Annotated in this window: 18 protein-coding genes; 10 read left to right on the top strand and 8 right to left on the bottom strand. The window is 43.7% G+C overall.

The window, feature by feature from the left end; genetic code table 11:
* Window positions 1-3 precede the first annotated feature (3 nt).
* The 6 genes from F0364_RS01730 to F0364_RS01755 form a co-directional block, all read right to left on the bottom strand.
* Window positions 4-1,494 (bottom strand): hypothetical protein, encoded by a 1,491-nt coding sequence (locus F0364_RS01730; protein ID WP_153796023.1) that lies wholly within the window; start codon window positions 1,492-1,494, stop codon window positions 4-6.
* Window positions 1,495-1,867: 373 nt separating this feature from the next.
* On the bottom strand, window positions 1,868-2,800 hold the full coding sequence (locus F0364_RS01735) for a CE1 family esterase (protein WP_153796024.1): 933 nt from the start codon (window positions 2,798-2,800) through the stop codon (window positions 1,868-1,870).
* A 643-nt stretch (window positions 2,801-3,443) separates the two neighbouring features.
* Window positions 3,444-3,698: an ATP synthase F1 subunit epsilon gene (atpC, locus tag F0364_RS01740; RefSeq protein ID WP_153796025.1), complete on the bottom strand. Its 255-nt coding sequence runs from the start codon at window positions 3,696-3,698 to the stop codon at window positions 3,444-3,446.
* 82 nt (window positions 3,699-3,780) lie between these two features.
* Window positions 3,781-5,280, bottom strand: coding sequence for a F0F1 ATP synthase subunit beta (gene atpD / locus F0364_RS01745; protein ID WP_153796026.1), 1,500 nt, complete (start codon window positions 5,278-5,280; stop codon window positions 3,781-3,783).
* Between the two features lie 448 nt (window positions 5,281-5,728).
* Window positions 5,729-6,373: a 7-carboxy-7-deazaguanine synthase QueE gene (locus F0364_RS01750; protein WP_235920986.1), complete on the bottom strand. Its 645-nt coding sequence runs from the start codon at window positions 6,371-6,373 to the stop codon at window positions 5,729-5,731.
* Between the two features lie 34 nt (window positions 6,374-6,407).
* Complete coding sequence (locus tag F0364_RS01755) at window positions 6,408-7,286, bottom strand: bifunctional 5,10-methylenetetrahydrofolate dehydrogenase/5,10-methenyltetrahydrofolate cyclohydrolase (RefSeq protein WP_153796027.1); 879 nt, start codon at window positions 7,284-7,286, stop codon at window positions 6,408-6,410.
* Window positions 7,287-7,660: 374 nt separating this feature from the next.
* On the opposite strand from F0364_RS01755, the gene F0364_RS01760 reads away from it, so the two are divergent.
* The 10 genes from F0364_RS01760 to F0364_RS01805 all read left to right on the top strand — a co-directional run bounded on the left by F0364_RS01760 (window position 7,661) and on the right by F0364_RS01805 (window position 22,745).
* The gene (locus F0364_RS01760; RefSeq protein WP_153796028.1) at window positions 7,661-9,784 is read left to right on the top strand and encodes a tetratricopeptide repeat-containing sensor histidine kinase; all 2,124 of its coding nucleotides are present in this window, start codon (window positions 7,661-7,663) and stop codon (window positions 9,782-9,784) included.
* A 255-nt stretch (window positions 9,785-10,039) separates the two neighbouring features.
* On the top strand, window positions 10,040-12,403 hold the full coding sequence (locus F0364_RS01765; RefSeq protein ID WP_153796029.1) for an ABC transporter permease: 2,364 nt from the start codon (window positions 10,040-10,042) through the stop codon (window positions 12,401-12,403).
* 512 nt (window positions 12,404-12,915) lie between these two features.
* Window positions 12,916-15,351 (top strand): ABC transporter permease, encoded by a 2,436-nt coding sequence (locus F0364_RS01770; RefSeq protein ID WP_153796030.1) that lies wholly within the window; start codon window positions 12,916-12,918, stop codon window positions 15,349-15,351.
* Between the two features lie 303 nt (window positions 15,352-15,654).
* Window positions 15,655-16,008 (top strand): adenosylmethionine decarboxylase, encoded by a 354-nt coding sequence (gene speD, locus F0364_RS01775; RefSeq protein ID WP_153796031.1) that lies wholly within the window; start codon window positions 15,655-15,657, stop codon window positions 16,006-16,008.
* A gap of 2 nt (window positions 16,009-16,010) precedes the next feature.
* Complete coding sequence (locus tag F0364_RS01780) at window positions 16,011-17,894, top strand: DUF4178 domain-containing protein (protein WP_153796032.1); 1,884 nt, start codon at window positions 16,011-16,013, stop codon at window positions 17,892-17,894.
* Window position 17,895: 1 nt separating this feature from the next.
* Window positions 17,896-18,072, top strand: coding sequence for a hypothetical protein (locus tag F0364_RS01785; protein ID WP_153796033.1), 177 nt, complete (start codon window positions 17,896-17,898; stop codon window positions 18,070-18,072).
* 32 nt (window positions 18,073-18,104) lie between these two features.
* Window positions 18,105-18,305 carry a DUF350 domain-containing protein gene (locus F0364_RS01790; protein ID WP_153796034.1) on the top strand — a complete coding sequence of 67 codons (201 nt, stop codon included), beginning with the start codon at window positions 18,105-18,107 and terminating at the stop codon, window positions 18,303-18,305.
* Between the two features lie 190 nt (window positions 18,306-18,495).
* The gene (locus F0364_RS01795; RefSeq protein ID WP_153796035.1) at window positions 18,496-20,022 is read left to right on the top strand and encodes a polyamine aminopropyltransferase; all 1,527 of its coding nucleotides are present in this window, start codon (window positions 18,496-18,498) and stop codon (window positions 20,020-20,022) included.
* 1 nt (window position 20,023) lies between these two features.
* Window positions 20,024-21,640, top strand: coding sequence for an FAD-dependent oxidoreductase (locus F0364_RS01800; protein WP_153796036.1), 1,617 nt, complete (start codon window positions 20,024-20,026; stop codon window positions 21,638-21,640).
* Window positions 21,641-21,647: 7 nt separating this feature from the next.
* Window positions 21,648-22,745, top strand: coding sequence for a hypothetical protein (locus tag F0364_RS01805; protein ID WP_153796037.1), 1,098 nt, complete (start codon window positions 21,648-21,650; stop codon window positions 22,743-22,745).
* Between the two features lie 155 nt (window positions 22,746-22,900).
* Here the strand turns inward: F0364_RS01805 and F0364_RS01810 are convergent, their stop codons facing one another.
* Together F0364_RS01810 and F0364_RS01815 are read right to left on the bottom strand one after the other, a co-directional pair.
* Window positions 22,901-23,371 (bottom strand): hypothetical protein, encoded by a 471-nt coding sequence (locus F0364_RS01810; protein ID WP_235920987.1) that lies wholly within the window; start codon window positions 23,369-23,371, stop codon window positions 22,901-22,903.
* Between the two features lie 36 nt (window positions 23,372-23,407).
* Entirely contained in the window at window positions 23,408-24,481 is a 1,074-nt protein-coding gene (locus tag F0364_RS01815; RefSeq protein WP_153796038.1) for an NAD(P)/FAD-dependent oxidoreductase, read from the bottom strand.
* Between the last annotated feature and the right edge of the window lie 305 nt (window positions 24,482-24,786).

A 24,786-nucleotide genomic window follows, 5' to 3' on the forward strand; every position in this document is an offset into this window, starting at 1 on the left:
CTCTTATTGGGTGAGCCAAACCATTTTTTTAAGCTTAAAGCCCTGCTGCTCTACCCAAAGTGCTTTTGTTATGTGGCAACTGCGCATTGAGTCTTTTACAGCGGCGGTATCACGCAGGTAAACAAAGTTTCTGCCGGCATAGTATTCTGAAATGGGGAATATCTCCGTCTTCTGCACAAAAATTTTGTAATCCGGGTCAATTGTCTTCACCTGCCCGCCAAAGCGTTTAAATATATCGTACCGCATCCCTGTTAAAGAAATTTCTCCGGATGGGTTAATAATATAATACTGGCAAATACACAAGCCAATAATGGTTGCCATAACAAGGCGATAGCGCCTGTTAACAACAACGTATTTTGCTGCAACATAGGCTATTAAAATACCTGCCGGAACTATGGAAAACTCATGCTCGTGAGACCAGTGTAATAAAACAATATTGTACAGCAAAAGCGAAATAGCGAACATGAAAAGCAGAAGCTTTTCTGTTTTTGAAAACACTACCCTTATCCCTTTTCCCAGGTTTACCAGGTGCAGAATAACAATGGCGCCAATTACAGGCAAAAAGCTTGTTATGTAATGCTTGCAAACAGAAAACAGCATAACGGGCAAGGTGACTTTTTTCGTGGTTATGCTCCTTTCAAGAAAACGTGATTTCCAGTAGCCGATGACTGTTTCACTGCCTGCGTACGACGAAAACTGCCAAAATATGGCAGCGATACCGGCAACCAGCGCAAGCAAAAGCACTGCTGCCAGTAAAAAATACTTTTTTTGTTGCCTTGCCTTTGTAAGGCAAACTATGGCCGAGCAACCGCCAATAAAAACGGCAAACCAATCCACATATAAAAGTGCAAATACAAGCAGAAAAATGCCTGCCAGCCGGCCTCCGGTTATGTTTGACGCATCTTTAAGCATTGGCAATAACATAAGCAATGTTGCAAAAACAAACGGAAGCATAATAGCCGTATGGGTATAGCCGTTGCCAGAATACCACAATAGGGCAGGGGCAAAAAGAAACAACAGGCAGCCGGCAATAACCACATGGTACTTTCTTTTTGTTTCCTGCGGTACCAGTTGTTCAAAAAACAAAAAGCAGGTAATGAGTGAAACAAGCCCAAAACACAAATTAAGCAACCGCAAATACAGTGGAATAACCGGCAAATGCAATGTTGAATACAAAAAGTACGGGATAATATACCACGCCGGGCCAAGTGAAAGGTACAGCGTGTTGCCATACATATCTGTGTTAACGCTTTTGCCGCATTGCTTATCACCGGGGTTTTGATAATTCATCAAAGGCGTAAAGTGAAATTGTCCGCCACCGCCTGCCTGCTCCCACGAGGTTGTGTTCATCAACACTACCGCCGATAAAAATTCGTGGTGCTTGGCCAGCGGCCTGCCAAGATTAGGAACCCTTAGCAGCACACTAACCAGGAAGAGCAGGATGATTAGCGAGAAAGCCTGCCGCCTGGTAATGGCAGAGTTTAAATTAAACATGCTCCCTCCTTACAATACAAATGTTTATTCATGCCAATGCCGCACGGTTGTACCCGTTGAAGTGATTAAATATTTTTAGGGGGTGTCCCTCGTACCTCGGGCCGGGCTTTCCGCTGCAAGTCCTCACCACCTTCGCTAAGGCTATGGTGGTTGCGGGCTTTCCGCTTCAATCCCTCACCCGGCGGTGCAACACGCTGCTTTTATGCAGGCAAGCCGTGGTTAAGGTGCAACTTATGAAGAACCCGCAAAAAAACTTCAGATATATATGAAAAGAGCAGGATAAACACAGCGGCATCAGTTCAACAGCCGCAACGGCATGTTAGCATTCAGGGGGATCGTAAGCGGGGTAAGCCGCAACATACTTTTTCGCTGATTATGGCAATTCAAACTGGCTGCAAAAATCCCAAATCAGGTTTGTGGCATTAATAACCCTGGATGGTATGTCGCCCCTTCTTCCCTGGATGGGGGAAGACGGCCAGGCATGGCCGCCATCGTTGGTAAGATAGCATTTAACAAGTACGGTACCATTAGTGTTGGCCCAACTGGTTACCTTGTATCCTTCGTAATAATCTATAACGGGGTACCCGGTGCACTTATTTCTGGCCACCCAATAGTTAATGCCGTCCATTACAGGCGGAAAATCGTATCCTCCAATGCCTACGCCTCCGCTAAAAGGCACTTTGGTATCAGGAACGGCATGTATGTGCAGTATGGGCACAACTCCTTGTCTGTGCCCGTCTTTTACCGAAACCATGTCTCCGCTTACAATGCCCGCTGCCGCTATTTTATCCGGCAGTTCAGATGCAAGCCGGTAAGCCAGCATTCCTCCGTTAGACATACCGGCTACATAAACTTTTTTTCGGTTTACCTTAAAGCGATGGCCAATATTATCAATAAGGCTGCTTATGAATTTAACATCGTTCACATTAGTGTACATGGCATAATCGCAGCAACTGCCTGCATTCCATGTACGTATGTTCAGTAAACCAGCACGATCCTGTTTTTCCACCCCATCCGGATAAACAGTTATAAAACCTTCCTCGTTACCCTTTTGCTCAAATCCGTACGCTTTCTCAAACTGGCCAGCATTACCACCCGTGCCATGCAGGCCTATAACCAGTGGCCTTACGCTATCCGTTTCATAATAGTTTTCGGGCAGTTTTACAATGTAGGTTCTGCGGATGCCGTCTATAACTACCTGCTCTTCAAAACGGAATTGAACCGGCTGCGCCGGGGCGCTATCTTTATTGCAGGAAAAAAACAGCACACAGAAAAGCAGGCCGATAATATTTGCCATTGTATTCATAAACTTTTTTTTGTATCCAGGCACGCCGTAACAAATACGTAGCCGGCAAGCCGTAAGGTTACCGGGAAAACAGGTGGGCTTTCAGTGATAATAGTTAAATCTAACTGTTGTACAGGCAGAACCTTGTTGGCAGCCTTTGCCAATGCAGCATTCAACCATAACCCGTTAAGTACGCATTTTACGTTGACCAATATTTAATAAAGCGCCACAAAGAAATTGATGGAACTGTAGCTGTTGAGGCGTAAGAGTGGTGAAGCTGCAAAATTTTGGGTTGAGGCAGCGCATAAATAGACGGCAGTAGTGTGTGCCTGAATTTACCCGGGGTATTTTGTGCTCAAACCCACAGATACCTGCACAAAGCGTATTTTGGCGTACAGGTAACAACCTGCAATGTTGTACCTGCAAAGTGTTGCACAGGGAAAATGTACGGCATGTTGCAGCACTTTCGGGGATGCCGCCCATCTACCGGGGCTGAAAAGATGCCATGAAAAACCAGCCGTACAAGTGAGTGACACAACCAAAGCCCAATAGTAGTAATACAGACCGGACAATAATCTTTCAGCTATTGCCCGCAGGGCATAGCCAGGTACAAAAAAACGGCTGCACAAAACTGTACAGCCGTTTTATTTATTAAGATGTGTTGTTAATCTAATGCAACAGCGCCTTCCACCAATACAGTAGCTTTATTATCCAGCACTTCCACAAAACCGCTTTCTATTGAATAGCTGCTTGCTTCGTTCCTGGACTTGAGCACTTTTAGCTTACCCTTTGCCAGGGCGCTTACCAAAGGTGCGTGTTTTTCCAGCACTTCAAACAAACCGTTAATGCCGGGCAACTGAACGCCATACACTTCGCCGCTGTAAAGCTTTTTTTCCGGAGTTAATATCTCAAGAGTCATAAAGTTCAACGAGTCATTAAGTCATTAGTCAATGGTCATTAGTCATCAGCCTTACTGACTTACTGACTACATGACTTTGCATTTATCCCTGCGCCTGGGCCTGCAATTTCTTACCTTTTTCAATAGCGTCTTCCAATGTACCTACCAGGTTAAAGGCAGCTTCAGGGTATTCATCCACTTCGCCATCCATAATGGCGTTAAAGCCACGGATAGTATCTTCTATACTTACAAACACGCCTTTTAAACCGGTAAATTGTTCAGCTACAAAGAAAGGCTGGGAAAGGAAACGCTGTACCTTACGTGCCCTTTGTACCGTCATTTTATCGTCATCGCTTAATTCATCCATACCAAGGATGGCAATGATATCCTGCAATTCTTTATAGCGCTGTAAAATTAGTTTAACGCGGTTGGCGGTATCATAGTGCAAGTCGCCAACAATGGCCGGGGTTAAGATACGGCTGGTAGAATCCAGCGGGTCAACCGCAGGATAGATACCTAAGTCCGCAATCTTACGGCTTAATACCGTAGTAGCATCCAGGTGGGCAAAAGTGGTAGCCGGAGCAGGGTCAGTCAAGTCATCCGCAGGTACATAAACCGCCTGTACGGAAGTAATTGAACCGTTACGGGTAGAAGTGATCCTCTCCTGCATCAAACCCATCTCAGTAGCCAACGTAGGCTGGTAACCCACCGCAGAAGGCATACGGCCTAACAGCGCCGATACTTCGGAACCTGCCTGGGTAAAACGGAAGATATTATCTACGAAGAACAGGATGTCTTTTCCTTTGCCGGTACCGTCGCCATCACGGAAGTACTCAGCGATGGTTAAACCGCTTAATGCCACACGTGCACGGGCGCCGGGGGGCTCGTTCATCTGTCCGAAAACGAAAGTAGCTTTAGATTCTTTCAGGCCTTCCATATCCACACTGCTCAAATCCCAACCGCCTTCTTCCATGCTGTGCTTGAATTTGTCGCCGTATTTCATAATGCCGGCTTCAATCATTTCACGCAGCAGGTCATTACCTTCACGGGTACGCTCACCCACACCTGCAAACACCGACAAACCACCGTAACCTTTAGCGATATTATTAATCAGTTCCTGGATCAATACAGTTTTACCTACACCTGCACCGCCAAACAAACCAATCTTACCACCCTTTGCGTAAGGCTCAATCAGGTCAATTACCTTAATGCCGGTAAACAGTACTTCGGTAGCTGTGCTCAGGTCTTCAAATTTGGGGGGCATAGCATGGATGGGGCGGCCAGTAGCTTTGCTAACCGCTGGCAAACCATCAATGGGGTCTCCGGTAACATTAAACAAACGGCCATTAATGGCTTCACCGGTAGGCATTGCGATAGCTTTGCCGGTATCGGTTACTTCGGTGCCACGTACCAGGCCTTCGGTACCGTCCATGGCTATGGTACGAACGCTGTCTTCACCCAGGTGCTGCTGTACTTCCAGTACCAGCTTTTCGCCACCGGGGCGGGTGAGTTCCAATGCGTTATAAATTTCTGGTAATGTGCCTTCGAATTGAACGTCAACCACGGCACCAATGATTTGTTTAACCTTACCTGTTTTAGCCATATAGCTATGTTATTTAAAAGAGGTTTTTTTATTTGGCGGCAAAGGTAAGGGTTTCAGGTGTTCAAAATTATGCCGGGCATTTTTAAAAATGGGAATTTTTGTGGTAGCCGGCGAAGGGAACACTATTGGGCTTTGGTTGTTGCCAATCCTAATGCTTTGACACACAGGATTGCTTACTTGTACGCCTTGTATGCTATGGAGCATTGTGCAGCCTACTTTTTAAATGTTTAATGCTACCGTGTTCAATGAACAAAGTATTTGTTGCCTGCTGTTTACCCGGGTCTGAAAAGCCGCCCAAAGAGCAGAACGATGAACGGATTGCGACGCAACGATGATGCCATAAGGTTATGTCGCCGGTACCATAAAAAGTGAATGGGGGATGGTGAATAGGGAGCGGGAAATAGCACCTGCGCAAATGTGTAATTTGCGTTTGATAAATATGATATTTTTAAGGTACGTTAATGAATTTGTGTATCTGCAGGCTAAGTTCCCATTTGGGGTTAAGTTTTATGTAGTCAATGATAAGCGGCATCATTTCAGCGCTTTTATCCCATTCGGGCTGCAGGTATAATTTGCAGTTGGCAGAAACCTGGGCGGCATATTTTTCAGCCCAGGTAAAATCACTTTTGTTATAAATAACAACTTTAAGTTCATTGGCTGCGGCAACCACCTGGGGCAATGGTGCTTTAAATTTTTTGGGAGAAAGGCATATCCAGTCCCAGTATCCGCTAAGAGGGGACGAACCCGAAGTTTCTATATTAGTTTCAAAACCGGCCTGATGCAGGGCAAGGGTAAGCGCATCAAGGTTATGCATTAACGGTTCCCCACCGGTTATAACAACCAGGTTTTTCGTTTCCGAGGGCCTGGCGCCGCCTATTTCCTGTAAAGCCTGCTCAACCATTTCCTGGATAGATTTAACCGGGTGTATAGATGCATCCCAGCTTTCCTTTACATCGCACCAGAAGCAGCCCACATCGCAACCGCCCAGCCTTATAAAATAAGCGGCCCGGCCCTGGTGAAAGCCCTCACCCTGCAGGGTGTAAAAAGATTCCATTACCGGCAAAGCGGCAGTAGGCTGTGTAGCTGTAAGCATAATGCAAAGTTATAGAAGGGCGGCTTAATGGTGGTTATTTGCCAATTGCCTTATAGGCCTGTAATGTATTTTTCATGAGGCCGGCAATGGTCATTAAACCCACGCCTCCGGGAACAGGTGTAATGGCGGAAGTTCTGGGTGCAACCTCGTTATAAGCAACATCGCCCTTAATGCGATAGCCCTTTTTAGCAGTCGGGTCTTCCACTCGGGTGATGCCTACATCAATAACAACCGCGCCTTCTTTTACCATATTGGCCTTAACAAATTCTGCCCGGCCAAGAGCGGCTACAATAATATCGCCCTGCAGGCAAATCTCGTTAAGGTTGGGTGTGTGGGAGTGGCAAACCGTAACTGTACAGTTGCCGTAAGGCTGGTTGCTGCTGAGCAATATGCTCATGGGGCGGCCCACAATATTGCTGCGGCCAATAACAACGGCATGTTTGCCTTTGGTGGTAATATTAAAATGTTCCAGCATCAGCATAATACCGTAAGGCGTGGCAGGTATAAATGTGGGCAGGCCCTGCACCAGTTTGCCAACACTAACCGGGTGAAAACCATCCACATCTTTTGCCGGGTTAATGGCCATAATAATATTCTGTTCGCTGATGTGTTTGGGAAGGGGTAACTGAACAAGGATGCCGTCAATTGCATCGTTGTTGTTAAGTTCAGTAATTGTTGCAATCAGTTCCGCTTCTGAAATATTGTCTGCCAGCCGTATAAGCGTAGAGCCAAAACCAATTTCATCGCAATGCTTTACTTTGCTGGCCACATAAGTTTCGCTGGCGCCGTTATTACCAATTAAAATCGCCGCAAGGTGTGGCGTTCTTTTTCCGGTTAACTTAATTTGTTCTACTTCGGTTTTTAATGTATCTATTACAGCCCGGGAGGCTATTTTACCATCTAATATTAACATGGGCGCAAAGGTAAGTTTCTGAGCTGCAAATGGCAAGTTTGTAATTTTATACATTTTATGCCGCCAGTGTGGATGTAATGTGGCAGGCTGTATTTTCTCCGCTGAATGAAGTAGCAAGGCGTATAAGTGTTCTAATCTTATTGCTTTTACACGCAAGGTTGCTAAACGATGCTTAATAATTATTGCGAACGTTGGGTATATGTAATTTAAATTGTACAGCATTGCAAAAGTTATTTTTACAAGTGTGCAGGAGATAGTGCGGCCTTCGTCGATTTTTGCTGTACACAGCCAGGCAAAACCGGGCCAACAGGTGTGCGCAAATTTTGCAGTAAGGCTAAAATAAGTATCTTGTAGATAGATAACCTGGCTGGCAGATGTATTTTTTTTTCAAAACAATGTTTCAATACCCCAAAAGGCTTGCTTATATACAACTGCTGTTTGCCTGCATAGCAATTGTTTTTTCTTATGGCTGTAAGCCAGCCTCGGGCAAAGATGATCATCCCGAATATTTTAGCGCTGTTTTTAAAAGTTACGATTCCTTACCAAACGAAATGCGGCCCGCAGGTATTGCCATGCTGGATTCCGCACTTAAAAATTTTGCTGTTGCCGGCGATGGGGACAAGCTTGAGATATACAGCCGCAAAACCTTTTTTTACCTTGAAGTGTCTAAAGATTACGAAAAAGCTTTTGCGGTTGCAGACAGTATGTTGCTGATAGCGCAGCCACGTATTGCAGAACAGCGCTTTGCGGTATTTTATGCTAATGCGCTTTTTAAAAAGGGCGATACATATTCTGCTGCAAAAAACTATAGCAAGGCTATAGAATACTTTTTGCTGGGTAAGCAGGTGGTTGTTACCCGCATAAAAGACAAGTGTGCACTTGCCGGGTATAGCGGCCGCATTGCCAACATAATTTTCAGGCAGGGCCGTTATCTTACTGCTGCCAGGTATTACCTGGAGGGATACAATGAAGAAGCCACTTGTCAAAAAGACCGGTACCTGAAATTTGTATATATGCAGGGCAACCTTAACAATGTGGGTACCTGCTACTATAATGCGGGTGTGTACGATAGTGCCAGCTACTATTTTAAACGTGCACTGGATTTTATTAACAAAACCGCCGGTGATTTTCCTGATAAAAAAGTTTTTACAATAACAGCCAAAGCGGTGGTTTATGGAAGTTTTGCAAGAGTGGCCGATAAACAGGGCCGCTTTGCAGAGGCGGAGCAGCTTTACCTTAAAAGCATTAACGATGTAATGAAGGAAGATGTAGACTATGGCCGCGCTACCCAGCTTGACCTGGCCGCTATGTATATAAGGCAGGATAGCCTTAACAAGGCTGAAAAATTGTTGAAAGAGATTAACCCTAATTTCACCCATTCGCTGGTGGGCAGCGGCATATTACGGTGGAGCCGCCTTATGGCTAACTTGTACGATAAAAAACAGGAGCCTGTAATTTCTCACCGGTACCTGCAAAAATACCTTTTTGTAAAAGACTCTATTGATGAACGCGAAAAGGTTTTGCCCGGGCTTGATGTAGGCCGGGAACTGGAAAACCGTGAACAGAAGGCAATGAATGAACTGTTGAAGAAAGAGAACGAACTAAAGAGCCTGTACCTGCTGGTTTCCATTATAGCATCAATAATGGCTGTAGTAATAGTATTGTTAATATGGTTTAACCTGCGCCGTTCTGCCAGCCACGTTAAACAACTGGAAGACCTGAACGTACAGGTACAGCAAAAAAATGAAAACCTGCAGCAACTTAACGATGAGATACTGCAGAAGAATGAAGACCTGCAAAAAGCATTTGTTTCCCTTGAGCAAAGCCATAAAGAAAATACCAGAATTACCAGGATTGTGGCGCATGATTTAAAAAACCCTATCAGTGGTATTTACAACCTTGTATATGCCATGCTGCGCAAAGAGCAGCCTGAAAGCCTGAAAGAGGTTTTGGAACTTATACAGGACGCCTGCGCTAACTCCATGAGGCTTATTAAAGACTTGCTGAGCGAGAAAAAAAAGCTTGCAGTAGCCAAGCAGGAGAATGTAGATATGCTGCGCCTGCTGGAATACTGCATCGAGCTGCTGCAACCAAAGGCCAGCGAAAAAAATCAGCAGTTGCTATTGCATGCAGAGCCGGTAAGCTTATTGGTAAACCGCCAGAAAATGTGGCGGGTAGCAAGCAACATACTCACCAATGCCATCAAATTTAGCCCGGCCGATTCTGTTATAGAAGTAACGCTTGAGAAAAAAGAGGCATCCATACTCGTATCCGTAAAGGATAATGGTATTGGCATACCTGCTGAATTGCAGGATAAAATATTCAGTCTTTCCCCCGATGCCCTTAGAAGCGGTACCGCCGGTGAAGAATCTTATGGACTGGGCCTTGCTATTTCCCGAAAAATTGTGGAAGAGCATCATGGAAGGTTATGGTTTGAAAGCCAGGATGGTAAGGGCACTGTCTTTTACGTGGAGCTACCATTAAATGGCCAATGGTAATCATGTTCTCTCTTATTCTTTAGATTACGTTATCCCCGTAAACAATCTTTTTTCCTGTACGCCACCGTACAAAAACTGTTCGTTTTCGAACACCTGCATCCCTGTGCTGTTCATAATCATTTCATTTTCAAATGTATAAGATGGCTGGCATAACTGTTGTTCGTGGTTTGCCCTGTATAGGGCAAATAGAAGAACACAGTGTAACAAACAATAGGGTTGCACGTATTATGCAACTGAAATAAAATACGCTATCAAATGCTGAAGAATTTTTTTAAGGTGGCTTACCGCAACCTGCTGCGTAACAAAGGCTTTTCTTTTATCAATATTGCCGGCCTGGCCATAGGTATGGCCAGCGCCATGCTGATATTGATGTGGATATTGAATGAAGTAAGCTACGACCAGTTCCATGAAAAAAAAGACCGTATTTATGAAGCCTGGAACAGGGCTGAGTTCAGCGGTGAACTTAACTGCTGGAATACTACGCCTAAGGTGCTTGCCAGGACACTGGAACGCGACTTACCGGAAGTTGAGCAGTCCGTAAGGGTTGACTGGGGCAGCAACTTTCTCTTCAGCATAGGCGATAAAAGATTAACTGTAGAAGGCCGCATTGTAGATTCTAACTTTTTGCAGGTGTTTACTTTCCCACTGGTTAAGGGCAACGCTTCCACCGTATTAAAAGACATGCACAACATAGTGCTTACAGAAAAGCTGGCTAAAAAGCTATATGGCAACGAAGACCCGATGGGTAAAATAATCAAGATTGATAACAAGGATAACTTTACCGTTACAGGTATCGTTAAAGACCCTCCCAATAATACCAGGTTCGATTTTGAATACCTGGTACCCTGGGCTTATAAACGCTCCAAAGGCGATGATGATGAATACTGGGGCAACAACAGCACCCGTACGTACGTAATGCTTAAACCCAATGCTTCACTGGCTTCTGCACAGTCAAAAATAAAAGTGATTAAACAGAAGTACGCAAAAGACGAGCCTAAGTGGGAAATGTTTATTTACCCCCTCAATAAATGGAGGATGTATTCCAGCTTTACCAACGGCAAAGAAGATGGTGGCGGCCGCATTGTGTTTATTAAAATATTCGCGGTAATTGCAGGGTTAATATTACTTATCGCCTGTATTAATTTTATGAACTTAAGCACTGCCAGGAGCGAGAAAAGGGCAAAAGAGGTAGGCATACGCAAAGTGGTGGGCGCCCAAAAAGCATCTCTTATTTCGCAGTTTATAGGCGAGTCTGTACTGCTTGCCTTCCTGGCAGGTATTGTAGCGGTAGTATTGGTTCAGCTTAGCCTTAAAGGGTTTAATACACTTACAGATAAACAGCTTTCTATAGATTATTCAAACCCAGGGTTTTGGCTGGCAGCATTGGGTTTTGTGCTGTTTACAGGTGTGCTGGCGGGTAGTTACCCCGCATTTTTTCTTTCCGCGTTTCAGCCGGTAAAAGTGTTAAAAGGCACATTTAAAAAAGCCCATGCACTGGTAACACCACGTAAAGCGCTGGTGGTAATACAGTTTACATTTGCCATCATACTTATCATATGCACCATTATAGTAAAACAGCAAATTGATTACGCCCAAAACAGAGAAACCGGCTACAATAAAAACAACCTGGTTTACCACATGTTTACCGGCGATATAGAGAAAAATTATCCCCTCATCAAAAACGAGCTGCTGGCATCCGGCGCGGCTTCTTCAGTAACCAAAACAAGTGCCCCGCTAACACAAAGCTGGAGCGATGGATGGGGGCAGGAATGGGAAGGCAAAGACCCCAACGACAAAACCGATTTTTTCCGTTATAATGAAGATGAAGGCCTTGGCGTTACAGCAGGCCTGCAGTTTGTGCAGGGGCGTGACTTTGATTTGAAGCAGTTTCCTACAGATTCCAATGGTCTTATCATTAACGAGTCTTCTCTGAAGGTAATGAAGTTCAAAAATCCTATCGGCAAAATTGTAAAAGACAATGGACAGGATTGGCATATCGTTGGCGTTATTAAAGACTTTATTTTAACCTCGCCTTACGAGCCCACAAAGCCCATGCTTATATATGGCGCCAAAGCCTGGTTTAATGTGGTGCTAATTAAGTTAAACACTGCTTCTTCCACCGCGCAAAGTTTAAAGAAGGCCGAAGCTATCTTTAAAAAATATAACACCGAGTATCCCTTCGAGTACAAGTTTATTGACGAGGAGTATGCCCAAAAATTTGAAGATGAAAAACGGCAGGGTACATTGGCTGCTTTGTTCGCCGGGCTTACCATTTTTATTTCATGCCTCGGCTTGTTTGGCCTGGCAACCTATATGGCAGAAAACCGCATAAAAGAAATAGGCGTACGCAAAGTGTTGGGCGCATCAGTTACCGGCCTGGCGGCGCTGCTGTCTAAAGATTTTCTAAAGCTGGTATTAATATCTTTTGTGCTGGCGGCGCCGGCGGCATGGTGGGCCATGCATACCTGGCTGCAAACGTATTCTTACCGTGTACCTATTGGCTGGTGGGTATTTGTGTTGGCCGGTCTGGTGTCTGTATTCATAGCCGTGGCATCAGTAAGTTACCAGGCCATCAGGGCGGCCGTTGCTAACCCGGTAAAAAGCTTAAGAACAGAGTAGGACATGTATTTCAGGGGGTGCCCCCAAGCTATCGCAAGGGGTCGGGCTTTCCGCTCATACTCCGGCACAAAAGCTATGCTGCGATGGCCTCACCGGGGTATCCGCTTCAATCCCTCACCCGAAAGACCGTTGCAGGTTACAAGTTACAGGTTGCCGGTCCTGTAAAATGGGTAAAAGGCTAACGATTTTTTTAGCTGATGAAGCACAGGAGAAATTCAATACTTAATGTTATAGTACGCACAGGATGAAACTATGCAATAGCCCGAAGGGCTAAATGTGAATAGCCCCGAATGAAATCCGGGGAGGGCTTAATGATAGAGATACCAACCCCGAAGGGGTTGAACAATGTTATGGCACATTTTTACCCTGTTTACAGTATCAGCTAAGCTGCCACCCTGGTCAATGCCATCCTGAGCTTGTCGAAGGGTTGGGGAGACTGTAGCTGGCAAAAACTATAGCACCCTTGCGAAAAATACTACTGTAATTTTTTTGCATTTGTAAAAAGCAAAACCATGTTTAAGAACTACATCAAAATTGCCTGGAGGAATTTGAGAAAGAATAAAACTTTCTCCATTATCAACATAGCTGGCCTAGCTATTGGTTTATCGTGTTTTTTGCTGATTGCATTGTATGTAATGGACGAGCTTAGCTTTGACAGGCATTATAAAAATGCATCGCGGATATATCGCGTTAACAGCGATATACGTTTTGGCGGCGCTAACCTGCACATGCCTTTGTCGTCAGACATGATGGGGCAGCTACTGAAAAAGGATTACCCGCAAATAGAAGAATATACCCGCGTTTATACTTTTAACGGCAGCAAACTGGTTAAGAAGGGCAACGATTTCATAACAGAAAACCGGGTGGGCCATGTAGATTCCACCTTTTTTAAAGTCTTTTCACTGCCTTCCCTGCAAGGCAATGTGCATACCGCTTTAAACGAGCCTAATACAACCATATTAACTGCTTCTGCGGCACAAAAGTATTTTGGCTCAACCCAGGTGCTGGGAAAAACATTAGAACTACAGGAAGATGGAAAAGTAGTGCCCTATAAGGTAAATGCCGTTATTGAAGACATGCCGGATAATTCCCATTTTAAGTTTGACATGTTGTTCTCTATGAAGAACGTGGATTACCAGTGGGGCCAACATACCAGCCATAATTTTTACACTTACCTGCTAATGAAGGATGAAAACGGTTACAAACAGGTACAGGCTAAGTTTGGTGAGTACATTGAAAAATATGTAATGCCTATGGCCAGGCAATACATGAATGTGCAAAGCATGGATGAGTTTCAGAAAGCCGGTAACAAACTGGAGTACAGCCTGATGCCGCTTACGGATATCCACCTGCATTCAGACAGGCAGTTTGAACTCAGGCCTGCAGGAAACATACAGTATGTATATATCTTTTCCGCAGTGGCGGTATTTATATTGCTTATCGCATGTATTAATTTCATGAACCTTACAACAGCCCGTTCTGCCAACAGGGCAAGGGAAGTAGGTATAAGAAAAGTATTAGGTACCGAGCGCAAAGAGCTGGTTACCCAGTTTTTAATTGAATCTACGTTGATGGTGGTACTGTCCCTTGTAATCGCTTTGGCTATTGATTATTCAGTGCTCGATTTGTTTAACAATGTGGCCGATAAGAAAATGACATTGGGAAGTTTGTTCTCTCCCTATATATTGCCGTTACTTGTGGCTTTGCCCTTTGTTACAGGCTTACTGGCAGGCAGCTACCCGGCCTTTTATCTTTCAGCCTTTAAGCCCATTGAGGTGTTGAAGGGAAAACTAAAGCTGGGCAGTAAAAGCGGTGGGCTTAGAAGTGTGCTGGTAGTGTTTCAGTTTGCCACATCTATCATACTCATCATCGGTACAATTGTAGTATACAGGCAACTGCACTATATACAAAACCAAAACCTGGGTTTTGATAAAGACCAGGTACTGGTAGTTGATGGCACTGGTGTGCTGGGCAACAATGTGAAGGCCTTTAAAAATGATGTGCTGAAAATGCAGGGCGTGCAAAGCGGTACCATCAGCGCTTTTTTACCGGTTTCCAATTCATCAAGAAACGATAACACTTTTTCTAAAACACCGGTAATGGATGTGGCCAACGGTTTTGATATGCAGAACTGGCGTGTAGATTATGACTACATCAGAACGATGGGCATGAACATCATTAAAGGCCGCAACTTTAGCCCGGATTATGGCGCTGATTCTTCCGCCATTATCATTAACGAAACTACGGCACAGATACTCGGCTATGCAGACCCGCTGGGCAAGCAGGTGTACTACGCTTCCGGCGGCGATGGTGAAAACAAAGCCTATACCATCATCGGCGTAGTTAAAAATTTCAATTTCGAGACAATTCATCATACCGTTGGGCCACTGGGTTTGTTTTTAGGCGAAAGCCCATGGACGGTTTCTTTTAAAGTAAATGCCGGTAACGTGCAAAACCTGGTAAGCCAGGTGCAAAACAAATGGAAAGCCATGGCCCCCGGAATGCCCTTTAGCTATCGCTTCTTAAACGAGTCCTTCGATGAAATGTACCGTGCAGAGCAGCGTGTGGGTACCATTGCCATGATATTCTCGGTACTTGCAATTGTAATAGCATGCCTGGGTTTATTTGGCCTGGCCACTTTTATAGCAGAGCAACGCACCAAAGAAATAGGCATACGCAAAGTATTGGGGGCTAGTGTAAATGGTATTGTACAGATGTTGTCGAAAGATTTTATGAAGCTGGTAGCCATATCATTCGTATTAGCTTCGCCGCTGGCCTGGTGGGCCATGAACAAATGGCTACAGGATTTTGCTTTCCGCATCAGCATTAGCTGGTGGATATTCGCTGTTGCCGGTGGCGCCGCATTGCTGATAGCGTTACTTACCGTAAGCTTCCAGGCCATCCGTGCCGCTTTGATGAACCCTGTAAAGAGCTTAAGAACAGAGTAAATATCAATCAATATTTTTACTGCAAATGGCAATCTGTAAAGGTTGCCATTTGTTTTTGGAGATACCCACCCTGAAACCCCATTGCTGCCCAAAGTACCGAACGATGAAGTGCTTGATTATAATTGGTTCTTTCACTGAAAGACCCAATTATAACAAAATCCTATTTGCAACGATTCCTCCACAAAGTTCCTGTAGCTGGTATCCAAAAAAAGCATCGGTGTTTTGGCTGCTTGTATTGCTGAAGCATTTGCTGGTTTTTCTTTATTTTCATCTTCAATATCAAAGAAAAGCTTCTCCCAAACTATGATGTATTACCCGGGAACTCATCTAATTGCTTCTATACAGTCAGAAAATATTTCTGCCCTTGCAGCCTCTGCCAGCTTTAAGCAACTGGTTGATGATGTGATAAAGCAACACAGCCTGCAAAAGCTGGGCGAAGTGTACCATGATTTTTCTCCGGCAGGTTTTACGGGCGTAATATGCCTTAGCGAAAGCCATATTTCTATTCACACCTGGCCGGAGTATGGCAAGGTTAACCTTGATATTTACCTAAGTAACTATCAAAAAAATAACGAGGGTGCCGTTCATGGTATTTACCAATCTTTTTTGTCTTTTTTTGATGGGGTAGCATTGGATATGCAAACACTTAAACGTTAAGTATGGGCAGTATTACAGGATTATATCAATGCCCTGGCTGTTCCAAGCCCATCAGCTACCGCAGTAGTGAAGCAAATACTTTAGTTTGCTCCTGCGGAACGGTAGTAAGCCGGTTAAAGAGCGGTGCAATGTCGTCTCTTGCTGTAGCAGTGGTCGCTTTTCCCGAAGACTATATTCAAACCGGCACTTCCGGAAAACGTAATGGTGTAAGATTTGAAGTTATAGGCCGTTGCCGCTTGTGGCTTGATGAAGCTGTATATAACTATTGGACGGTTATTTTTGATAATGGCAGTATTTGCTATTTGGCGGAAGGCTATGGATTATATGCTTTTCATACTCCGCTGGAACAAAGAGTAACCGCCTCCAATTTTAGTATTAAGAATGCCGGTACAGGCAGCGAGCTAAATTTGTTGGGCGAAGGGGATTATCTCTATCACGGCAAAGATACTGTTGTTAAAATAGAAGTAGAAGGTGAATGCATAATACCCGGCCAACCACGGGATGTAAGGATTTACAATTTCTCATCTTACACTGGTTTGCACCTGCAGTTTCTGGAATGGGCGCCTGATGCTTTAACCGCTTACCGGGTAGAATACATAAAACCCGGTGATCTTGAGTTGGCCAATACAAATGATGCAGCGTTACGGGGTAAAGAATTTAAATGCCCTGTATGTAAAATAAGTATTCAGGTAAAAACATTTCCGTATGCACAAAGTTGCAGTTGTACAAACTGTGGCAATCATTTTTCGTTGCATAACAGTATTGACTTTAAAAAATCCGGTAAGGATAAGTTTGACGATAATGCACTGAGCATTCCGCTTGGGGCAAAAGGCAATATTCAAGGCATAATGTATGAGGTGATTGGGTATGCTAAAAAGGAAGAGGCGAATGAATACCAGTCGCAATGGAAAGAGTATATTTTGTACAATAAAATAGAAGGATATGCTTTTTTAAGTGAATACAATGGACATTGGATTTACCTGAGAGAACAGGGTGATGCCCCTGTTGTTAAGCGCTTGAATGTTGATGAAATTGAGTATAGGCTTGAACCTTTTAAACGTTTTAATACATACACTTATAAAACTGTTGATACCGCCGGGGAATTTCCCTACGACATTTTTAATGACGGCAAAACAGAGGTGTGGGAGTTTATATCGCCACCGGAAATGTGGAGTGTGGAGATAAACAAGAGAGAAGGTGTTACCTGGTTTTATGGAAGGTATGTGAGCGAAAGAAAGATGAGAGAGCAGTTCCCTTATACTTTGCCTTATCCTTCTGGCGTAGGGGTATTACAGCCGGGGTTTATTAACCCGCTACGAATATTGAAAGCTGGTGTGCTGGCGGTTATATTTATGCTGATAGTACACATGATAATCGGGTCGTTCCTGCAAAACAAAGTACTGTTGGATGCATCTTACACCCTTATTGACAGCCTTAATACAACCAGCTTTGTTACCGATAAATTTGAACTAACCAAAAGAAAAAGCAATCTTGAATTTCAAATAATAGCCCCTGTTAACAATAGCTGGTTTGAGTTGCAGGCCAACCTTGTAAATGCAAAAACCGGTGAAGAATTCACTGTTGAGCAAGGTGTTGAATACTATACCGGCTATGATGGAGGCGAAAGCTGGAGCGAAGGATCAACAAATGAAACCGTATACTTAAGCAGCATTCCTGCCGGCACTTATTTTTTGCAACTAAGCGGAACGAAAGAGATGTTTAGCCTGGTAAACAGCTTCCAAATAAAAGTTACATACGATACCGCTATGAGCCGAAACTTTTACATCTTTTTAGTTTTGTTGCTGCTGTGGCCGGTAATTAAATGCATACAAATAATTAATAAAGAAAAAAGAAGATGGTATAACAGTCCATTTTCGGCATCGTGACATGAAGATTAATTTTTTTAACGAAGAATCCCGCCTGCACCCGTTCAGGTGGTTTATTGTAATAGCTGTGGCATTAACAGGCTGGCTGGCTTATGCCGATTATTCCGGCTGGAATGTGTTCAGCTTTGGCAATCAGCAACAGTGGAGTGCCAGCGGCCCCGGAACCCATCACAAATAGCGATGGCAGTACAAATTATAAAACAATTATCTATGCAATACGTTACCAATTCTATCCTGTTTTCTTTTTTGGGTATAGCTATTTTGTTTATTTCATTTTTCCTCATAGAAATACTTACACCCAAACACAACATACGCAAAGAAATACTGGAAAAGCAAAACATGGCGGTGGCTGTGCTTGCCGGTTTCTTTATGTTGGCCATTGCCATTATTATTGCTTCGGCCATTCATTAAGTTTTCTTTACCGGGTTACCAGCGATAGTTTTTTATAGGGCAATCGTTGCAAATAGGATTTTGTTATAATTGGGTCTTTCAGTGAAAGAACCAATTATAATCAATCGGTTTATCGTTCGGTTATTGTGGCTGCTACGGGTTGCTGTACAATCTTCCGGGCCGCTATGCAAAGCTTATAAGTTATTTACACATGCAACAAAAAGGAAACAGTGCACAATGGATTTTGCTGATAGCTGTGTTTGTTATTGCCACATGCGGGCTGATATATGAGCTTGTGGCAGGCACGCTGGCAAGCTACCTGCTGGGTGATAGCATTACACAATTCAGTACCATTATAGGTGTATATCTTTTTTCTATGGGGGTGGGGGCGTACCTGTCAAAGTATTTTAATGGCAATCTCTTAAAGTGGTTTATACAAATTGAATTACTTGTAGGTTTTGTGGGCGGTTACAGTGCGGTTATTTTGTTCGTTACTTTCCCGGTTGCAGCTTCTTTCAGAATTATACTTTACGGTATTGTATTATTAACCGGTGTTCTTGTGGGACTGGAAATTCCTTTGCTGATGCGTATTCTAAAAGATAAAGTAGAGTTTAAGGAATTGGTAAGCCGGGTTTTTACATTTGATTATATTGGGGCTTTACTCGCTTCCCTGGTGTTTCCTTTGTTGTTGGTGCCTTACCTGGGTTTGATAAGAACATCCCTGTTTTTCGGCATTTTAAATATTGCTGTTGGTCTATACCTGTTGCAAAAATTTTCAACGGAGTTAAGACAGGTAACAGCTATAAGGATAACCGGCATAATTATTCTGCTGGCAGAGCTCGTTTCTTTTGTGATGAGTGATTCCATTATGAACTTTAGTGAAACACTCATGTTTAATGACCGTGTTGTATACGCTAAATCTTCTCCGTACCAGCGTATAGTGGTTACCAAAAATAAAAGGGAGTTGCGCTTATTTTTAAATGGAAACCTCCAGTTTAGTACCCTGGATGAATACCGCTACCATGAGGCCCTGGTACACCCGGCAATGCTGGCTTCCGGCAGTCCTGAAAAAGTTTTGGTATTGGGCGGCGGGGATGGCTTGGCTGTAAGGGAAATACTGAAACATTCTTCTGTTAAAGCTGTTACACTTGTTGATCTTGATGCAGATATGACAAAACTTTTCAAAGGCCAGAACATTTTAACGCAAATCAACCAGTCATCCCTTAATAATAACCTTGTAAAAATCATTAATAATGATGCCTTTACCTGGCTGCGCAATAACAGGCAGGTTTTCGATTGCATCATTATTGATTTTCCAGACCCATCTAATTTTTCTATTGGGAAGTTATACAGCACTGCTTTTTACCAGCTAGTAAAAAATACATTAGCGCCTGGGGGGTATGTTGTGGTACAGAGTACTTCTCCGTTTGTGGCGCCCAAAAGTTTTTGGTGTGTTAATGAGACATTGAGAACAGTTGGTTTTAACACAGTGCCTTATCATAATTACGTTCCTTCTTTTGGAGAGTGGGGGTACATTATGGCCACGATGGAAAAGGCAAATACTGCATTGGGAAACTTTTCGGCACGGCTGAAGTACCTTAACAAAGAAACATGGCAGCAAATGCTGAATTTTCCTGAAGACATGAAACCTCATGAAATATTGGCTGTTAATAAGTTGAATAACCAGGCCCTTGTTAATTATTTTGAAGAAGAATGGGGGAAATATTCAGAGCAATAGTATGCACCGCAGAAATTTTATACAACTATCAGCTTCATTGGCCGGATTAAACCTGTTACAGCAATCCTGTAGACACAGGCACATACAGGGTACAATTATTGGCGCTTCATCCCAGGTAGGGCATTTGTTGAGAGATAAATCATTTGCTGAGCCTAAAACTGTTAAAGAGCATGAAGTTGTGGTTGTCGGCGGCGGCGTTAGTGGATTGTCGGCAGCGCGGTGGCTGTATCAAAATGACGTAACAGATTTTGCAGTTATAGAACTGGAGGATAAACCTGGGGGTAATTCTGTATCTGGCGCTAATGAAATTTCATCTTTTCCCTGGGGTGCACATTATTTGCCCACACCCAATAATAATCTTCCCGAATACATTGAGTTTTTGAAGCAGTGCAATGTTGTTACGGGGTTTGATGAAAAAGGACTGCCCATTTACAATGATTACTACGTTTGTTTTGACCCTGAAGAGCGGCTTTATATTCACGGAAGCTGGCAGGAGGGATTGGTTCCAAAGTTTGCTGTTCCGCAAAAGGATGTAAAACAAATGGATGATTTTTTGCGGCTAATGAATAATTACCGGTATGCAAAAGGAAAAGACGGCAAGGATGCCTTTAGTATACCTGTTGATGAATCAAGCAGGGATGAAGCCTTTGCGATACTGGATAGTATAACGATGAAAGAGTGGATGGAGCAGCAGCACTTTAGCAGTTCTTACCTTGAATGGTATGTAAACTATTGTACAAGGGATGATTTTGGTACCACTTACGATAAAATAAGCGCCTGGATGGGTATTCATTATTTTGCTGCCCGTAAAGGGATGGGTTCCAATATCAATTATCATGATGTGTTAACCTGGCCGCAGGGCAATGCCTGGCTGGTGGAACAGTTAAAGAAACGGTTTGAAAAGCAGGTTATTACTGGTAGCCTGGCTGTTAAAGTGCAGAAGAACGGCGATGCCATACAGGTGAATTATCTTGATGTAAGAGCCAACGTGCTAAAAGCCATAAAAGCAAGGTATTGTATACTGGCTGTTCCGCAGTTTGTGGCAGCCCGTTTATTACCGAAAGATGATGAACGCATTAAGTTGGTTCATCAGCACATGCATTATGCCCCCTGGATGGTAGCAAACCTGAAAGTAGGCCAGTTAACCGAACGTAGTGGTGTACCTGCCTGCTGGGATAATGTTTTGTATGGCAGCAATTCTTTGGGTTACGTGGTAGCTACACATCAATTACTGCAGCAGGATATAAAAAACAGAAACCTTACCTATTACCTGCCATTAACAGATCTGGAACCTGCGGCTCAACGAAAAGCTGCGCTACAAAGAACTTACAGCGAGTGGGTAGATATTATCATCAACGATTTAAAAGTGGTGCACCCTGACATTGCAGAGAAAACAGAGCGGCTTGATATTATGCTTTGGGGACATGCCATGATTCAACCGCTACCCGGTCTTGTTTTTGGGAATACACGCAAAAGGTTAAGCGCAGCCGTTGATGACAGGATATTCTTTGCCCATACGGATGTGGCCGGCATCAGCATTTTTGAGGAGGCCTTTTACCAGGGTATCAAAGCTGCGGGGTCTGTTATTCAGCATAAAAACGGAAGTATAATTATCTAATGGCTATATGACTTCTTCTTTACCATACAGGCAACCGTGGGTTGGTAAACCGTGGATAGAAATAATCTTCATCCTGCTGCCGCCTTTTGCAAGCTTGTTGTTCATTTTCCTTTTTCCTTCTATGTTTCGGGATAATAAAGACATTCCGGATACCTGGTGGGTAATCCTGATACTGTTGATTGATGTGGCGCATGTTTACAGCACTTTGTACCGCACTTACTTTGACAGGCAGATATTTCATCAGCAAAAAGGATTGTTATTCGGCATCCCTTTTATCGCCTTTATCGCAGGGGTTGTATTCTATAGTATCAGCAGCATTTTATTTTGGCGGCTGCTTGCCTATGTAGCAGTATTTCATTTTGTAAGGCAACAATATGGTTTCCTTCGTGTATATAGTCGCAAGGAGGAAAAGAACAATTGGTACAATCGTATAGACAGCCTTACAATTTATGCGGCAACTGTTTACCCGCTGTTATATTGGCATTTTAGTGATAACCGCAACTTTAACTGGTTTACTGAGGGAGATTTTGTAAACGTTAAATCGGCAACATTGTTAGCCGTGGCTACCACGTTGTATTGGTTAACTATTGCTTTATACCTGGTAAAGGAGGTTGTTTTTTGCTTTTCAACCAGGAGTATTAATCTGCCGCGTATTACTGTAATTGCAGGCACTGCTCTATCCTGGTATTTTGGCATTGTTTATTTTAATGGCGATATGGCTTTTACCCTGCTTAATGTAGTAAGTCACGGTGTACCTTACATGGCTTTGATATGGTTGTACGGAAAGAAAAATTATACTTTACCCACTTCAAAAGCAGGCGGTTTTTTAAGGCTTGTTTTTAGCCAGTATGGCGTTCTGCTGTTTGTGGGTATTATTTTTCTTTTAGCATATGTAGAAGAAGGATTGTGGGATATCGCGGTATGGAAAGAACGTGCCAATGTATTCGCCGCTTTTCATTTTATAAAGGTTAATGTAAGCGATAAGATGCTGGCTTTTATTGTTCCTTTGTTAGCACTTCCACAAATAACGCATTATGTTATTGACGGCTACATCTGGCGCATACGAAAGGATAATTTTAAATGGAACAGTGAAGCAAAAGACTGAAACACATAAACCCACCCTGAAACCCCATTGCTGCCCAATGTACCGAACGATGAAGTGCTTGATTATAATCGGTTCTTTCACTGAAAGACCCAATTATAACAAAATCCTATTTGCAACGATTCCTCCACAAAGTTCCTGTAGCTGGTATCCAAAACCTACATGGTTTCCAATGTGTCTTTGTGGCGGGGCTTCCAGTAAAGGTAATAATAGCCGAGGGCTATTAACCCTATGGTAAAGGGTATTAACGCAAGGTGTTTGAAAGTAACGCCTGGCACCACCTCTTTTTCATCAAAATGAAAGAATTCGCTGATCATCCAGTAAGAGTTAGCGGATATCCAAACGGCAATAGCTATGTTATGGCAAAGCTCACTCATTAAATGCCTGGTACGCCAGGCTATTATAATGGCAATAAGCAATGTAGGCACAATCATGGCAATGCCCAAAAAACGCAGCGATAAACACCAGGATACATCTTTAAACAACCAAAAAACAATGTGCAGGTTTTCCATCTTGCGGTAGCGGACAGGTATTTTATACTGCGGCTCTGCACTGGCCGCTATGGGGGAAACGGTTTGTACACCTGAGGGCGGCTCATTTACATTTGCCGCGGCATTTGCATTGCCCATTTAGTTTTGTTGGAATGGTTTATGAATGCTGCAATATTAATTTTTTATGGCGGATTTGTTACTTAAAATTTTTTGAAAACGCTTTACATCCGCTTCTGCCATTATGGTAGCCCCGCTGGTTAAATGCTGCGATAGCTGCAGGGCAAAATATGGCGCCAGCGAACAGCCTTTGGTACCCATGCCGTTTAATATGCCAACCTGGTCATGTAACGGGTGCAAACCTACAAAGGGCCTCCGTTCTATAGTTGCCGGCCTTACGCCCGCAATGTGGTCAACAATAGTAAAAGGTTGTCTTAAGGCAAAACCAAGTTCACGTTCTTTTTGCTGTTTAAACCGCTCTGTCGGCAGTTCATCGGCAAAGTTGTTATCGTAGCTGCTGCCCACCCACCAAAGCCCATCGTACCAGGGCACAAAACTGTTGGCGCCAAACTTATAAATATGTTGTTGCGGCAAGCCCGGTATATCTACAATCAACGCTTCGCCTTTATTGTAAACAGATGGCAGGTTTTTCCAGTAGGTAGATCGCCAGGCATCCGCTCCGTTGCAGTAAATTATGCATTGCGCATCTATGCCTTTATAGCTTACCTTACCCGGCTGCATGCGCAGTAGGGATTCATCAAAACCTTCTTCCAGCAAACAATCAATCTCCTTTAATTTTTTTCGCCACCCATGCAGTAACGGGTGCAGGTTAACCAGGTAGGTGGGGGCTATTTCAACAGGTTCAAACAGGTAAGCAAACCACTGCTGGTAATTGCCGGGCTGCGCTTTTTGTATATAGGAATTATTCTCTGCCTGCCGCTCGTTGTACACATCCACCATTTGCTGCGAAGGTGGAAAAGACACAATATTGTTTTGTGTTATCAATGTTTCTCCCAGTTCATTACCCAGCGTGGTATAGGCCTTCCACGAAAAGTCAAGCAACTCTTCCGCCATCCAAACCGTAACCACCCTTCTGCCTGTAACAGGGTTAATAACACCGCTGGCAACCTTGCTTGCGCAAAATGGCCGGGCCTCATCTATCACCAGTATTTTCTTGCCTGCCTGGCGCAGGTAGTAACTTAAAAAAGTTCCGCAGATACCCTGGCCAACAATAATAAAGTCAACGTTCATGTGGTGAATGGTCTTTATGAATAACGTTGCAAAAATGAGGCAGTAAAAACACATTATCAAAATACACTTGACCAGCAACATTCGGATACCAGCGTTCGGTTTTTCATGGGGAGCTTCGTTGCGTCGCAATCCGTTCATCGTTCTGTTTTTTATGGCATCTTTTCAGCCCCGGGTAGTGTCTGCCAGCTTTGCTGCCAGACACGTTTTCAAACAAGAGGCCGGCAAAATCAAATCAATAAGTTCGTGAATGCTTATGATGCTTCTGGCACCTGTCGGTGGCAGAAGCGGGTGCAGCACATTCAGGA

Source organism: Foetidibacter luteolus, assembly GCF_009650435.1.
GTDB lineage: Bacteria > Bacteroidota > Bacteroidia > Chitinophagales > Chitinophagaceae > Foetidibacter > Foetidibacter luteolus.

Excerpts from the sequence above, each read along its gene's own strand:
- F0364_RS01785 (WP_153796033.1), top strand. The coding sequence starts at position 17,896 with ATGAAGATTAATTTTTTTAACGAAGAATCCCGCCTGCACCCGTTCAGG.
- F0364_RS01800 (WP_153796036.1), top strand. The coding sequence starts at position 20,024 with ATGCACCGCAGAAATTTTATACAACTATCAGCTTCATTGGCCGGATTA.
- F0364_RS01730 (WP_153796023.1), bottom strand. The coding sequence starts at position 1,494 with ATGTTTAATTTAAACTCTGCCATTACCAGGCGGCAGGCTTTCTCGCTA.
- speD (WP_153796031.1), top strand. The coding sequence starts at position 15,655 with ATGATGTATTACCCGGGAACTCATCTAATTGCTTCTATACAGTCAGAA.
- F0364_RS01805 (WP_153796037.1), top strand. The coding sequence starts at position 21,648 with ATGACTTCTTCTTTACCATACAGGCAACCGTGGGTTGGTAAACCGTGG.
- F0364_RS01735 (WP_153796024.1), bottom strand. The coding sequence starts at position 2,800 with ATGAATACAATGGCAAATATTATCGGCCTGCTTTTCTGTGTGCTGTTT.
- F0364_RS01795 (WP_153796035.1), top strand. The coding sequence starts at position 18,496 with ATGCAACAAAAAGGAAACAGTGCACAATGGATTTTGCTGATAGCTGTG.
- atpD (WP_153796026.1), bottom strand. The coding sequence starts at position 5,280 with ATGGCTAAAACAGGTAAGGTTAAACAAATCATTGGTGCCGTGGTTGAC.
- F0364_RS01760 (WP_153796028.1), top strand. The coding sequence starts at position 7,661 with ATGTATTTTTTTTTCAAAACAATGTTTCAATACCCCAAAAGGCTTGCT.
- F0364_RS01755 (WP_153796027.1), bottom strand. The coding sequence starts at position 7,286 with ATGTTAATATTAGATGGTAAAATAGCCTCCCGGGCTGTAATAGATACA.
- F0364_RS01750 (WP_235920986.1), bottom strand. The coding sequence starts at position 6,373 with ATGCTTACAGCTACACAGCCTACTGCCGCTTTGCCGGTAATGGAATCT.
- F0364_RS01765 (WP_153796029.1), top strand. The coding sequence starts at position 10,040 with ATGCTGAAGAATTTTTTTAAGGTGGCTTACCGCAACCTGCTGCGTAAC.
- F0364_RS01790 (WP_153796034.1), top strand. The coding sequence starts at position 18,105 with ATGCAATACGTTACCAATTCTATCCTGTTTTCTTTTTTGGGTATAGCT.
- atpC (WP_153796025.1), bottom strand. The coding sequence starts at position 3,698 with ATGACTCTTGAGATATTAACTCCGGAAAAAAAGCTTTACAGCGGCGAA.
- F0364_RS01810 (WP_235920987.1), bottom strand. The coding sequence starts at position 23,371 with ATGGGCAATGCAAATGCCGCGGCAAATGTAAATGAGCCGCCCTCAGGT.
- F0364_RS01770 (WP_153796030.1), top strand. The coding sequence starts at position 12,916 with ATGTTTAAGAACTACATCAAAATTGCCTGGAGGAATTTGAGAAAGAAT.
- F0364_RS01780 (WP_153796032.1), top strand. The coding sequence starts at position 16,011 with ATGGGCAGTATTACAGGATTATATCAATGCCCTGGCTGTTCCAAGCCC.
- F0364_RS01815 (WP_153796038.1), bottom strand. The coding sequence starts at position 24,481 with ATGAACGTTGACTTTATTATTGTTGGCCAGGGTATCTGCGGAACTTTT.